The organism is Mesorhizobium sp. P3_A2, assembly GCF_056403115.1.
Window position 1 is genome coordinate 182876 of record NZ_JBFUGC010000002.1, and the last position, 13902, is coordinate 196777.

Consider the following 13902-nt stretch of genomic DNA (forward strand, 5'->3'; position numbering starts at 1 on the left):
GTCGACTAATGGAAATGGTCGAAGACGTTTATGTTTATTAGCAGCTTTGAAGTTCCTTCGCCATGCCGCTCCGTGCTGGTGAAGCCCAAAGGCTGCAAGGCATTCACTTGAACGCAGCCGATGCGGCGCGCGTTCGTCAAACGAGCCCCAAGGTTACCGTCGAGCCTTCACATGGGACGTTTTACTAATACTGTTTACTAATACAAAGATGCGCTGTAACGTCAATCCGTCGCGTCCGGTCCGGCTAGGACCCATGCGGCGAGAAATGCGCGTGAATGGCCTGATGGCGAGCGGGGAAATTGCCTCCGCAAGCTCTGTCTCGGACATGTGATATGTCAGACAAATCAGACTATTTACGAGCATGGGATGAGTCTCTAAAGTCCGTAATCGCGACTGGAACGACGCCATTCTTTCAGTGCCGGGAACCCTGGGGAGGAGGGCGTCCAAATCGCAAGCGGCAATTCAGTGAATGCAAGATCGGTTCAGTCCGACGACTGATCCAAAACGGGAGGTTGAACATGAAATCCTTGATACGACATGCATCCGTTGCTACGGCAGCCCTGCTGCTTGGCCTGACGGCGACAGCCATTGCGCGCGCCGACGACAAGCCGACGCTGGCCTTCGTCGTCAACGGCGCGTCCGACTTCTGGAAGGCGGCGGAAGCCGGTGTCAAGAAGGCGCAGGGCGAGCTACCCGACTACAATCTCGAACTCAAATATCCCGAGCAGTCCTCGGTCGCCATCCAGCAGCGGCTGATGGACGATCTGGTGACCGCCGGCGTCAAGGCCATCATGGTCTCGGCCGTCGACCCCAAGACATCGACCGACGGTCTGAACAAGATCGCCTCTCAAACGGCGCTTTTCACCACAGACTCTGACGCCCCGCAGACCAAGCGCGTCGCCTATATCGGCTCGTCCAATGTCGACGCCGGCAAGCAGGCCGCCGAGATCGCCAAGAAGGCGATGCCCGACGGCGGCAAGTGCCTCGGCTTCGTCGGCCTGCTCGGCGCCGACAATGCCAAGGAACGCATCCAGGGCATGAAGGACGGCCTGGCCGGCACTAAGATCGAACTCGTCGACGTACGCGGCGACGATATCGACCAGGCGCGCGCCAAGAAGAATGTCGAGGACGCGCTGGTCGCCAGCCCCGACATCACCTGCATGGTCGGCTTCTACTCCTACAACACGCCGCGCATCTATGAAGCGCTGCGCGACGCCGGCAAGCTCGGTTCGATCACCGTCGTCGGTTTCGATGACGATCCGATCACGCTGGGCGGCGTCAAGGAAGGCACGGTGGCGGCGACCGTTGTGCAGCAGCCCTTCGAATGGGCCTATCAGGGCATGAAGCTGATGGCCGCCTATCTGAAGGGCGACAAATCCGGCATTCCGGAAGGCGGCCTGATCATCATCCCGACCAAGATCATCGGCAAGGACGATGTCGACGCCTATGCGGCCAATCTGAAGGCGATGTCCGGGAACTGAGGCCACGAGCAGTTACGCCGGCTCAAGGTTCGCCTTGGGCCGGTGATCGTGTTGACGGGCGGGCGAAGGCCCGTCAGTCTGCTGAAGGGGCCATTTTGGCCCAGCGGCTGCTGTCAGGCTTGATGAACTATTCCGACACATCCATTGCAGCGACTACCCCGTTCCTCGGCCTCGAGAACGTGCGCAAGACCTATCCGGGCGTTGTCGCGCTGGATGGCTTTTCCATGGAGGTCAGGCCGGGCGAGGTGATCGGCCTTGTCGGCGAAAACGGCGCCGGCAAATCGACCTTGATGAAGATCCTCGGCGGCGTCACCCGGCCGGACAGCGGCACCATCACCGTCGACGGCGTCGCGCATGACGGGCTTAGCGTCGAAGCCAGCCTGGGGTCGGGCATCGCCTTCGTCCACCAGGAACTCAACCTGTTCGAAAACCTCGACGTCGCCGCCAACATCTTCTTTGGCCGCGAGCCGCTACGCGGCGGGCCGCTGAGACTGGTCGACCGCGCCAGGCTGCGCGAGATGGTGGCGCCATTGTTGAAGCGCGTCGGCGCCAATTTCTCCGCCGATACGCCGGTCGCAAACCTGTCGCTGGCGCAGCAGCAGATGGTCGAGATTGCCAAGGCGCTGTCGATCAAGGCGCGGCTGGTCATCCTCGACGAGCCGACCTCAAGCCTGCCGATCGCCGAAACCGACAAGCTGCTCGACGTCATCAAGGCGCTGAAGGCCGATGGTATCAGCGTCATCTTCATTTCGCACCGCCTGCACGAGATCGAGCGTGTCGCCGACCGCGTCGTGGTGTTGCGCGACGGCATGCTGGCCGGCACCTTGCCGAAGAGCGCCATCAACCACGACCAGATGGTCAAGCTGATGATCGGCCGCATGCTGAAGGAGCGCGAGAAAGCGTCCGAAGCGGCGCGAGCACCGGGCGCAACGGCGCTGTCGGCCAAAGCTGTACGCACCCCCGCCTACCCTGCCCGGCCGGTCGATCTCGATATCCGGCGCGGTGAAATCCTCGGCCTTGCCGGCCTTGTCGGCTCCGGCCGGACCGAACTGGCGCGGGTGTTCTTCGGCATCGACAGCACGCTCGGCGGCGCGCTCGAACTCGACGGCAAGCCGCTTGTCCTGGGCTCGGCGGCCGATGCCGTCGCGCACGGCATTTTTCTCGTCCCGGAAGACCGCAAGTTGACCGGGATACTGCTCGATTTGTCGATCGCGCAAAACATTTCGCTCCCCAATCTGCCGGCGCATGCGAAGCGCCAGCTGGTGTCGGCAAGTGCGGAGACCGTCACCGCCGAGAAGCAGAAGAAGGATCTCGACATCAAGGCGCCCTCGGTGCAGACGCGCACCGGCACGCTGTCAGGCGGCAACCAGCAGAAGGTGGTGCTGGGCAAATGGCTGGCGATGAACCCCAGGGTGATGATCCTCGACGAGCCGACGCGCGGCATCGACATTGGCGCCAAGGCCGAGATTTACGGGCTGATGCGGGCGCTGGCCGATGCCGGCGTCGCCGTGCTGATGATTTCCAGCGACATGGAAGAGGTGATCGGCGTGTCTGACCGCATCGCCGTCATGCATGAGGGCCAGATCTCGGGCATTCTCGACAAGGAACACTTCACACAGGAGAACGTGCTTCTGCTGGCTGTCGGCAAGAAGCCAAAATAGCATTTTGCTTTGCCGCAGGTTCTGGTCGCAAAACCGCGGAACACTTTTGCGGAACCTGTTTTGGGGGAGAAAAACGATGAGCAAGAAAGATCTGGGCCTGCTGATCCTGATCCTGGTGGTCGGAGCGGTGGTGGCGATCATCAACCCTCGCTTCCTGCTGCCGATCAACCTTGCCAATACCTCGAACCTGATCGGCCTGTTCGGCATCCTGTCGATCGGCCAGGCCTTCGTCATCATCACCGGCGGCATCGAATTGTCGGTCGGCTCGGTGGTTGCGCTGCTCGGTACGCTGTTCATCGACTTCATCGCCGTACGTGGTCTGGGATGGCCGATAGCGCTGCCGTTGATCCTGGTGCTCGGCGCCATCATCGGGCTGGTGCATGGCTGGCTGATCACCCGGCTCAAACTGCAGCCCTTCGTGGTGACGCTCTGCGGCCTGCTGATCTATCGCGGCGTGGCGCGCTTCTACACCGCCGATGGCACCGCGGGCTTCGGCTTCGGGCAGAATTTTCCGGAGCTCGAATTCCTGACGGCGGGCCGATCCTGGGGCGTACCGAACAGCTTCATTGCGCTCATCGTCATTGCCATCGTGATGTGGGTGGTGCTGCACCGCTCGGTGTTCGGCCGCTATCTCTATGCCATCGGCAAGAACGAGGAAGCGGCCAAATATTCGGGCATCCGCACCGGCCGTGTCGTCATGGCCGCCTATGTCATCTGCGGCGTGTTGACGGCGCTGTCGGCGATCTATTTCGCCATGTACACGCGCTCTATCTCGCCGGCCAGCCATGGCCAGTTCTATGAACTCTACGCCATCGCCGCGGCAGTGCTCGGCGGCTTCTCGCTGCGCGGCGGCGAAGGCTCGCTGGTCGGCGTCATCCTCGGCACCGTGCTGCTGCAGGAGTTGCAGAACCTGGTCAACCTGCTCGGCATCCCGTCTTCGCTCAACTTCGCGGTGATGGGCGGCGTGATCCTCATCGGCGTGCTGGTCGACCAGCAATGGGGCGTGTTCCGGGCAAGACGGCTGATGCTCGACGCCAGCCGCAAGGGCGCCGTGGCGGCGGAGTAGCGTTAAATTACCCCCGACATGTCGGAGAACGCCATCGCCTTGCGCAGCACTTCGGCGAAACGCTCGCCGGCGGCTTCGCGTGGACCGCCATTGTCGATCGAGGTGACGCCGGGTCCGGACAAAGCGACATTGGCACTGCGGGCGAGGCGTGCCAGCACTTCGCCGCGCGACTCACGGCCGCGCTGAGCGAGCCGTTCGGCGAGGATTTCCGGCGCAGCGGTGATCTCGACCACGGCCAGATTGGCGTAGCGCTCACGCAGCACCGGAATGACCGCGCGCGACACGTTGGCGACCGCGACATGGCCATTGGCTATCGACCAGTCGACATCGGCCGGGATGCCGTAGCGCAGGCCGTGCGCCTCCCAGGAAATGGCGAAAGCGCCGTCGGCCTCGGCCTCGACAAAGGCGGCGTCGGCCAGCGTGTCGTGATCCTCGCTTGCCGCATCGCTCGGCCTGGTGATGACCCGACGGACGAACTCCAGCCTTGTCTCATCGGCAAACAACGACTTGGCATAGCCGATCACCGTATCCTTGCCGGCGCCGCTCGGGCCGACGACGGCGACAAAGACGCCGTTGCGGACCGGAAAGGCCTCGGCGGTGAGTTCGCGCTCGATCGACGCCGAGACCATCAGGCGACCCGGCGTCCCTGGCGCCAGACGGTGCGCACGACCGGCACATGATCGTCGACGCGCACGCGCACCAGGTCGGCACGGCGGCCCGGTTCGATGACGCCGCGGTCGCTGAGGCCGATGGCCTCGGCCGGGTTCTTCGACACCATGGCGACCGCCTGCGGCAGGGAAATGCCTTCGACGACGTCGCCGAGGAAGAAGGCCGACTGGATCAGGCTGAAGGGGATGTAATCGGACGACAAGATGTCGAGCAGGCCGTCGCCGGCCAGCGCGCGGGCCGAAACATTGCCGGAGTGCGAGGCGCCGCGCATGACATTGGGCGCGCCCATCAGCACGCCGAGCCCGGCCTCCTTTGACGCTTTGGCGGCTTCCAGCGTGGTCGGAAACTCGGCAACGCGCACGCCTTGTTCAATCGCCTCGTCGACATGGCCTGATGTGGCGTCGTCATGGCTTGCCAGCACAATGCCGCGCTCGTTGCAGGCGGCTGATATCGCCACCCGGTTCGGTCCCGAATTCTTCGCCGATTCCGACATCCGCTTTTCGCAGAACAGCTTGAAGTCGCGATCGGTCAGCTTCAGCTTGCGCTGGTAGTAATAGGCGTAGGTCTCGAGGTTGACGAACTGGCGCTGCCCCGGCGCATGGTCCATCAGCGACGCCAGCCGCACGCGCTCGTCGCCGTCGAAATTGGCGAAGGCCTGCAGGCAGTCCGGCGCCGAAACCTCGCAGCGCAGATGCAGGAAGTGGTCGGCCCGAAGGCGATCCTGCGCCACGCTGTCCTCGATGGCGTCCGCGAGCTTGCGGATGTCGTCGGAGGTGAGATCCGCATCCTCATCCATGCCGACGCGCAAGGCGTCGAGCACGGTGGTGATCCCTGCGGTCGCCACCTGCGCATCATGGGCGAGCACGGCGGCGATCGGGTTCCAGCGCACCTTCGGCCGCGGCGCATAATGGCCTTCGAGATGGTCGGTGTGCAGTTCGACCAGGCCGGGGATGATGTAGTCGCCGCTCATATCCTCGCCGGTCCGCCCGGTGCCTGCGTCGATGCCGGCGATAAGGCCGTCGCGCAGCAGCAGCGATCCTTCGACGATCTCGTCGGCAAGCACGATGCGGGCATTGGTCAAAACGGTCTCGGCGGTCATCTCAGGCAGTCCTTAGGTTTTAAGGCGACGTGGTCAGGCAGTTTTCCGGGCCGCGCGGCGGCCGAGCGCATGATGGGAGAGCACCATGAACGGGGCGCCCGGTTCGGTTTCGACAAACAGCGTCAGCGCATCCACCAGCACCGGCTGCTGCAGCACCTCGGCGAACAGGCTGTCAATTGCTGCGCGCAGACGTAGGCTTTCCTGTGGCCCGGCCCGGCCGGACAGGGTCATGTGGAAGCGAAACGTCTCGAAAACATAGGGGTAGCCCCACTGGCAGAGATTGCGGAACTCGGCGGGTTTAAGCGAATCCGGGCTGCGCCGCTCGATTTCCGCCTCGGTGAGCGGCGCGCGAAAACGGTCGAAACCAAGCACGACATCATCGGCAAAACGGTTGAGCGGCGGCAGCGGGCCTTCGGGCACCAAGGCAAAGAAGCCGTCGATCTGGCTGACGATGAGACGCGGGATGGTGACCGTCGGCGTCGCTTCGGCAAAGACGTCCAGGGCAGCACGCAGCGAGGCTTCCGTCTCGTTCGGGGCCAGCCGGAAGGGGGCCTTCAGCGTCGCATGAAAGCCGTAGCGCCGCGCCGAGGCGGTGTGGAAGGCGACTTCGGCCGCCGACAGGTCGCCCACCGCTTCGCTCGGCCTTGTGGCGGCGCCGAAAGGGTCACGTCCCAGCCAGTTGGCGGCGATCCGCGCCAGTGGCTCGTCCTGCCTCGGGGTGAAATAGATGGCGTAGCGCATCGAAAATCCTCGTCAGCCCGCTGCCATAGGTGATTTCCATGACGGATTGACGAAGCTTTGAAGGGTTTTCGATGGCAAATCGACCCCATGGGTCGTTAGCCGACGATTTTTCCGAACTGGGCCAACAGCTTCCCCTGAAAGACAGGGTGGTCAGGCCTTCATCAGCCATTCGTGCTCGGGCGCGTTGTGGAATTTCCACGTCCGCTTCGGGCCGGCCATGACGTTGAGATAGTAGAGGTCGTAGCCATGGCAGGCGGCGCAGGGGTGGTAGCCCTTGGGCACCAGCACGACATCGCCGTCCTCGATCGCCATGGCCTCGTCGAGCTCGCGGGCGCCATTCTGGTCGGCGTCGGTATAGACGCGCTGGAAGGCAAAACCCTGCGGCGGGTTGAGGCGGTGATAGTAGGTTTCCTCGAGATAGGATTCGGCCGGCAGATTGTCCTGGTCGTGCTTGTGCGGGGGATAGCTCGATGTATGGCCGCCAGGCGTGATGACCTCGACCACCAGCAGCGAGTCGGCCGGCTTGCCTTCCGGCAGGATGTTGGTGACGTAGCGCGTGTTGGTGCCCTTGCCGCGCACTTCCTGGCCGAGATCGTCGGGCGCGATGACGCGAACCGACAGGCCGCCGCCCAGGCCCGGTGCCGAACAGACAGCAAGCTCGAGATCGGTGTCGGCGGTGACCGACCAGTCCGACCCCTCAGGGATGTAGACCGACCATGGCTTGCCCTCGAAGGGCGACATGCGCTCGCCGAGCAGGCCGAGTTCCTGACCACCGGCCTTTGCCGTACCCTTGCCGGTGACGAACACCAGGCAGACTTCGCGATCACCGGTCTTTCCCGAGGCGTTTTCGCCCGGCTTCAGCCGGTGCAGGTCGAAGCCGACATAGGTCCAGCCGGCGCTTTTGGGCGTGACATGGGCGACGCGGCCATGGCCCTTGTCGGCTTTGACGAGCAGTTTCGACATTGCGGTCATTCCTTCGGTTCGGCGCCAGTCTTCGGCTCGACCGGAGGCTTCGCCCCGTCGACCGGCTTGTAGAGATAGAAGAACTGCCAGACGGCGTAGGCGGCAAAGCCGAGCGCGATGACGCCCCAGAACGGTGTGCCGGAGGCGAATTCAATGATCGCCCAGATTACGCAGACGGCGACGACGGCAACGCGCCGCCACAGCGGCCGGAAGAATGGGTGCTCGTAATCTTTCATCGGGCCAATCTACAGCAAGCTGGCTCGGCGGTAACCCGTCGCATCAGACATTGGGAAAGCCTTGCGTCTCGACGGTGTAGCCGGCAGCGGTCATCACCCGCATCAGCTCCTTGTGACCTACCTGCGCCATCTTCAGCGGCGGATTCTTCTTCGGGTCCTGCTCGGCCTCGACGACAAACCAGCCTTCATAGCCATGGTCGGCGAAACGCTGCACGATGGCGCCGAAATCCAGCGAGCCATCGCCCGGCACAGTGAAGGCGCCAAGCGCCACGGCATCGAGGAAGGACTGTTTCGTGCGGTCGAGCCCGTCGATGACAGCCATACGCACATCCTTCACATGGACATGGTTGATGCGCTTGTGGTGGTTGTCGATGGCGCGCAGCACGTCGCCGCCGGCAAAGGCCAGGTGACCCGCATCGAGCAGCAGCGGAATGCCGTCGCCGGAATGGCGCATGAAGGCATCGAGTTCCGGCTCGGTCTCGACCACCGCCGCCATGTGGTGGTGATAGGACAGTGGCATGCCTTGCTCGGCGCACCATTCGCCGAACTCGGTCAGGCGTCTGGCATAGGCCTTCATCTCGTCGCCCGACAATTTCGGCTTGGTGGCGAGCGGTTTGGAGCGGTCGCCCTGGATCGAACGGCCGACCTCGCCATAGACGATGCAAGGCGCGTTGACCGCCTTGAACAGGTCGATCATCGGCTGGATGCGGTCCTTGTTCTTGCCCATGTCCTCGTCGACCAGCGTGCCGGAGAACCAGCCGCCGCACAGCGTGACGTCGGCCTTCTTCAGGATCGGCAGCATGACAGCGGGATCGTTGGGAAAACGCCGGCCCATCTCCATGCCGGTGAAGCCGGCCGAACGCGACTGGCGCAGGCACTCTTCCAGCGAGACGTCGTCGCTGAGTTCGGCAAGATCGTCGTTCCACCACGCAATGGGGGACATGCCCAGTTTGGCTTTCAAGTCGTCACTCCGGTTTTTTGTTCACCCTCCCCCCTGTGGGGAGGGTCGCTGCGAAGCAGCGGGGTGGGGGTGCGGCACAGACCCCCACCCGGACCTTCGGTCCGACCTCCCCACAAGGGGGAGGTAGGGGCTGGCGCATTTACTTCAATCACCAACACTCTGCATCTGCCGCTTTTCGTCATAGGCCTTGCGTGCCGCGTTGACCTGGCTGCGCGCGGAGACTTCCGGCACCGCTACATCCCACCAATGGCCACCGGCATCGGTGGAAACAAGCGGATCGGTGTCGATGACCAGAACGGTGGTGCGGTCGTTCTTTTTCGACTTCTGCAGCGCGTTTTCCAGGCCGGCGATTGATGGCACTTTTTCGGCGATTGCGCCCATGCTGGCGGCATGTGCGGCGAAGTCGATGTCGGGCAAGATTTCGTGGCGCGAGTCCTTCAGGAGATTGTTGAAGTTGGCGCCGCCTGTGGCTATTTGCAGCCGGTTGATGCAGCCATAGCCCCTGTTGTCGAGCAGCACGATGGTGAGCTTCAGACCGAGCATCACCGAGGTGGCGATCTCTGAATTCAGCATGAGGTAGGAGCCGTCGCCGATCATGACGACGACTTCCTCATCGGGCTTGGCCATCTTGGCGCCGAGGCCGCCGGCAATCTCGTAACCCATGGTCGAGAAACCGTATTCGGCGTGGTAGGAGCCGGGCGCGCCAGCCTGCCAGAGCTTGTGCAATTCACCTGGCAGACCGCCGGCGGCATGCAGCAAGGTCACGCCGGAGCCCAGGGCGCGTTGCACGGCGCCGATCACCTGCGCATCCGAGGGATAGGCGGCGTTGGTCGAGGCCGTCACCTTGCCGGCATCGGCCTGCCAGGCTTTCTTGCCGGTGGCCGAATTGTCGGTCCATGCGGAAGGCGCCTTCCAGCCCTTGAGCCCAGCACCGAGTTCGGCGAGCCCTTCGGCCGCATCGGCGACGAGCGGCAAAGCCCGGTGCTTGCCGGCATCGAAAGGCTGCACATTCAGCCCGATGATGGTCTTGCCGGAATTCTTGAACAGCGCCCACGAGCCGGTGGTGAAATCCTGCAGGCGGGTGCCGATGGCCAGCACGACATCGGCCTCTTCCGCCAGCCGGTTGGCGGCGGATGTGCCGGTGACGCCGACCGCCGCCATGTTGAGCCGATGATTGTCGGGCAGCGAGGATTTGCCGCCTTGCGTCTCGCAGACCGGAATGCCTGCGGTCTCGGCGAATTTTGCCAGTTCGTCCGATGCCTGCGAATAGAGCACGCCGCCGCCGGCGATGATCAGCGGCTTCTTGGCGCCCTTGAGCGCCGTGACTGCGGCCGCCAATTCATGGCGGTCCGGACGCGGCCGACGCTGGTGCCAGACCCGCTCGGCAAAGAAGCTTTCGGGATAGTCATAGGCTTCGGCCTGCACGTCCTGACACAGCGACAGTGTTACCGGGCCGCAATCGGCCGGATCGGTCAGCACCTGCATGGCCCGGCTCAGCGCCGGAATGATCTGCTCCGACCGGGTGATGCGATCGAAATAGCGCGACACCGGACGGAAGCAGTCATTGACCGTCGCCGTACCGTCGGAAAAATCCTCTGCCTGCTGCAGCACCGGATCGGGGATGCGGTTGGCGAAGACATCGCCCGGCAAAAACAGGACGGGCAACCTGTTTACATGCGCAAGCGCCGCCGCCGTCACCATGTTGAGCGCGCCGGGGCCGATCGACGAGGTCGCGGCCATGAAGCGGCGGCGGAAATTAGCCTTGCCATAGGCGATCGCCGCATGCGCCATCGCCTGTTCATTGTGGGCGCGGAAGGTCGGCAGTTCATCGCGCACCTGGTAGAGCGCCTCGCCGATCCCTGCGACATTGCCGTGGCCGAAAATCGCCCAAACGCCGCCGGAGATCGGCACTTTTTTGCCGTCGATCTCGGTCATCTGCTTGCTGAGAAAGCGGGTCAGCGCCTGCGCCATCGTCAGGCGGATTGTCTTGCTCATGGTATTTTCCTCCGCAGTCCTGCGTCGCGTCTTCTTATGCTGCTTTACGGCCACGCGCGGCAAGCCACGCTTCGGTCAACTGTTCGAAGCGCGCGGCCATGTCGGCGACGGCCTCGTCATCCGACATCTTGCCGGCCAGCCACTGTTCAGCGGCGTGGACAAAGATGGTGCGGCCGACGGCGAAGCCCTTGACGATCGGCGCCTTGGCGGTCGCGGCGAAGGCAGCTTCCAGCTCGTCCTGCGGCGCTTCCAGCCCAAGCAGCACGACGCCACGGCACCACGGATCGTGCTTGAGGATGACGGCCTCGATCTTGGCCCAGGCGCCGGCCGAGGCCTGCGGCTCGAGCTTCCACCAATCCGGCTTGATGCCGAGCGCATAGAGTTCTTCCAGCGCGCGCGGGATCGTGGTGTCATCGAGCTTGCCGTGCTTGCCGGCGATGATTTCGACCAGCAATTCGCGGCCGACCTTTCGCGCCGCCTCGAACAGCGCGCGCAGTTTCTGTTGCTGTTCTTCCTTGAGTTCTGCCGGATCGTCGGGATGGTAGAAGCACAGGCATTTGATGCAGTGGTCGACCGGCCATTCCACCAGCTGCGAGCCGATGTCCTGCGAGAATTCGAAGCGCAGCGGCCGCGAGCCTGGCAGTTCGACCGGGCGGCCGAGCCAGGCAAAAGGATGGCGCGCGAATTCGAACATCGCCTCGCGGCCATGCTTCTCGTCGATCAGCATGCCGTAGCCATCACGGCCGGCGGCAACCTTCGCCGCTGCCTTGACCGCCAGCACCTTGAAATCGCGGATGCGCGCCGGATCGGCGCCGGTCTTGGCCGCCACATCCTCGAGCTGCACACGGTGGTCGCAAGCGAGCGCCATCATCGAGGGGATGTCGCGCCGACGCGTCGTCGCCCAATGGATGTGGTTGATCGCTTCGTCCTTGCGCAAAGCGAGGTACTTGCTGCCGTTCTTGAGGAAGAACTGCAACTCCTCGAACGTCGGATATTCCGGCGCGCAGAGCAGCCGGGACACGGCAAAGGCGCCGCAGGCATTGGCCCAGGTCGCCGACGTCGCATGGTTTTCACCACCCAGCCAGCCGCGCAGGAAGCCGGACATGAAAGCGTCGCCGGCGCCGAGCACATTGTAGATCTCGATCGGGAACCCCTTGCCGACGATGCCGTCTTCGAGGTCGTCGCTGATCGGCCCGTCATAGACGATGCAGCCCATGGCGCCGCGCTTCAGGACGATGGTCGCCGAGGACAGCGAGCGGATGGTTTTCAGCGCGCTCAGGCAATCATCGGCGCCGGACGCGATCATGATCTCTTCCTCGGTGCCGACGATGAGGTCACAATCGGGCAATACCGTCTTCAGCTGCGCCGAGACGCGGTCGGACTTCACATAACGTTCAAAACCTTCGGCATGGCCGGCGAGGCCCCAGAGGTTGGGGCGGTAGTCGACGTCGAACACCACCTTGCCACCCTTGGCCTTGATGATGCGGATCGCTTTGCGCTGGGCGGCGTCGCTGTTGGGTCGGGAAAAATGCGTGCCGGTGACGACGATGGAACGCGCCGAGGCGATGAAGGCCTCGTCAATGTCTTCCGGCGCCAGCGCCATGTCGGCGCAGTCGCTACGGTAAAAAATCATCGGCGAAACGCCTTCGCTCTCGACCGAAAGCAGCACCAGCGCCGTCAGCCGTTCCTTGTCGGTCTTGAGACCGTCGACATTGACGCCTTCGCGCCGCAGCTGTTCGCGGATGAAGCGGCCCATCTGCTCGTCGCCGACGCGGGTGAGCAGCGCCGAGCGCAGGCCGAGCCTTGCCGTGCCCACAGAGATGTTGGCCGGGCAGCCGCCGACCGACTTGGCGAAGGAGCCGATATCCTCCAGCCGCGAGCCGATCTGCTGGCCATAAAGGTCGACGGAGGCGCGACCGATGGTGATAACATCGAGCGGAGCGTATTTCGCGTCCACGGCTTCGCTCATTGGAACCTCCCGTCAGTCTTGTTGTCGTTAGAGCGGCTAGCCGTTTCACGGCGAACCACTCTAACTCTTATTTCACGCAATTCCGGACGCGAAACCGCTCACACTTTCGCTGGAATTGCTTTTGCAACCTAGTTGGGGGACACGCGCGAGCGGCAGCGTGACGCCGCCAATATGAAATAATAATTCCAATCCATAGTCAATATGGAATGAGCATTCCTTCTCGGAAAAGTGCTTTGGATGATCGCCGTCGGAGGACTTTCGCGTCCGGCTCCTTCACCAGGGGAGCGGACCGTCGTCGTTGAAATAGCCGGCGTTCGGGCCATCGGCATCCAGGGTCGCCAAGTGTATCACGATCTCGGCCGCCTGCTGCACGGTGCGGTGGCCTTTAAAGCCGTTGAGGTCGGTGGCGGTATAGCCGGGTGCCGCGGCGTTGATTTTGATGCCGCTCGGCGCCAGCTCCCGGGCGAAGGCCACGGTGATGGCGTTCAGCGCCGTCTTGGAGCTGCCATAGCCCAACAGGTTGACCGCATGGTTCGGCGTGCCCGAATCGAGCGCGCGACCGATGGATCCGGTCGAACTGCTGACCATGACAATGCGCGCGGCCGGCGCTGCCAGCAGCAGCGGCAGGAAGGCCTGGGTGACGCGGATCGGGCCGAACACGTTGACCTCATAGGTGGCCCTGATATCGGCCAGATGCTGCTCGCTCGGCGGCAGCTCATAGTTGATGGCGATGCCGGCATTGTTGACCAGCACATCGAGCCCGGGGCCTTCTGCGGCGACGGTTTTGGCGGCGGCCGCCACGCTGTCGTCCTGCGTAACGTCAAGCGCAAGCCATTGAACGTCCAGGCCTTCGGCGCGCAATTCTTGTTCTGCCGCCATGCCGCGCCCGGCATCCCTGGCGCCGAGCCACACCTTGAAGCCCATCGTCGCCAGCCGTCGGGCGATTTCGCGGCCGATGCCCTTGTTGGCGCCGGTCACCACAGCGGTTTTTGTCGTCGTCATTTTGATATCTCCATTTCTCCATATCGGAGACACAGAGATGGCGCTTCGCCGCCAATGCC

General features: G+C 63.5%; 12 protein-coding genes. 3 read left to right on the forward strand and 9 right to left on the reverse strand.

Annotated features, from left to right (window positions below; genetic code table 11):
• Positions 1–518 precede the first annotated feature (518 nt).
• From AC1DXM_RS05345 to AC1DXM_RS05355, 3 genes are all read left to right on the forward strand, one after another.
• The gene (locus AC1DXM_RS05345) at positions 519–1481 is read left to right on the forward strand and encodes a sugar-binding protein (protein ID WP_477232125.1); all 963 of its coding nucleotides are present in this window, start codon (positions 519–521) and stop codon (positions 1479–1481) included.
• A 122-nt stretch (positions 1482–1603) separates the two neighbouring features.
• A complete protein-coding gene (locus AC1DXM_RS05350; protein WP_477232464.1) occupies positions 1604–3142 on the forward strand; it encodes a sugar ABC transporter ATP-binding protein in 1539 nt (512 codons plus the stop codon).
• A 76-nt stretch (positions 3143–3218) separates the two neighbouring features.
• Positions 3219–4208 carry an ABC transporter permease gene (locus AC1DXM_RS05355; RefSeq protein WP_477232126.1) on the forward strand — a complete coding sequence of 330 codons (990 nt, stop codon included), beginning with the start codon at positions 3219–3221 and terminating at the stop codon, positions 4206–4208.
• A 2-nt stretch (positions 4209–4210) separates the two neighbouring features.
• On the opposite strand, the gene phnN is transcribed toward AC1DXM_RS05355, so the two are convergent.
• From phnN to AC1DXM_RS05400, 9 genes are all read right to left on the reverse strand, one after another.
• Positions 4211–4840, reverse strand: a complete 630-nt coding sequence (phnN, locus tag AC1DXM_RS05360) for a phosphonate metabolism protein/1,5-bisphosphokinase (PRPP-forming) PhnN (RefSeq protein WP_192255467.1) — start codon at positions 4838–4840, stop codon at positions 4211–4213.
• The gene (locus AC1DXM_RS05365; RefSeq protein ID WP_477232127.1) at positions 4837–5976 is read right to left on the reverse strand and encodes an alpha-D-ribose 1-methylphosphonate 5-triphosphate diphosphatase; all 1140 of its coding nucleotides are present in this window, start codon (positions 5974–5976) and stop codon (positions 4837–4839) included. The genes phnN and AC1DXM_RS05365 overlap by 4 nt, the downstream gene beginning before the upstream one ends.
• A 33-nt stretch (positions 5977–6009) precedes the next feature.
• The gene (locus AC1DXM_RS05370; RefSeq protein ID WP_477232128.1) at positions 6010–6717 is read right to left on the reverse strand and encodes a DUF1045 domain-containing protein; all 708 of its coding nucleotides are present in this window, start codon (positions 6715–6717) and stop codon (positions 6010–6012) included.
• A gap of 150 nt (positions 6718–6867) precedes the next feature.
• Complete coding sequence (gene iolB / locus AC1DXM_RS05375; RefSeq protein WP_477232129.1) at positions 6868–7680, reverse strand: 5-deoxy-glucuronate isomerase; 813 nt, start codon at positions 7678–7680, stop codon at positions 6868–6870.
• Positions 7681–7685: 5 nt separating this feature from the next.
• Positions 7686–7916 (reverse strand): DUF3329 domain-containing protein, encoded by a 231-nt coding sequence (locus AC1DXM_RS05380; RefSeq protein ID WP_112559931.1) that lies wholly within the window; start codon positions 7914–7916, stop codon positions 7686–7688.
• 43 nt (positions 7917–7959) lie between these two features.
• Complete coding sequence (gene iolE / locus AC1DXM_RS05385) at positions 7960–8877, reverse strand: myo-inosose-2 dehydratase (protein WP_477232130.1); 918 nt, start codon at positions 8875–8877, stop codon at positions 7960–7962.
• A gap of 144 nt (positions 8878–9021) precedes the next feature.
• Positions 9022–10872: a 3D-(3,5/4)-trihydroxycyclohexane-1,2-dione acylhydrolase (decyclizing) gene (gene iolD / locus AC1DXM_RS05390; protein ID WP_477232131.1), complete on the reverse strand. Its 1851-nt coding sequence runs from the start codon at positions 10870–10872 to the stop codon at positions 9022–9024.
• 34 nt (positions 10873–10906) lie between these two features.
• Positions 10907–12841 carry a bifunctional 5-dehydro-2-deoxygluconokinase/5-dehydro-2-deoxyphosphogluconate aldolase gene (locus tag AC1DXM_RS05395; protein ID WP_477232132.1) on the reverse strand — a complete coding sequence of 645 codons (1935 nt, stop codon included), beginning with the start codon at positions 12839–12841 and terminating at the stop codon, positions 10907–10909.
• 273 nt (positions 12842–13114) lie between these two features.
• Complete coding sequence (locus tag AC1DXM_RS05400) at positions 13115–13843, reverse strand: SDR family NAD(P)-dependent oxidoreductase (RefSeq protein WP_477232133.1); 729 nt, start codon at positions 13841–13843, stop codon at positions 13115–13117.
• Between the last annotated feature and the right edge of the window lie 59 nt (positions 13844–13902).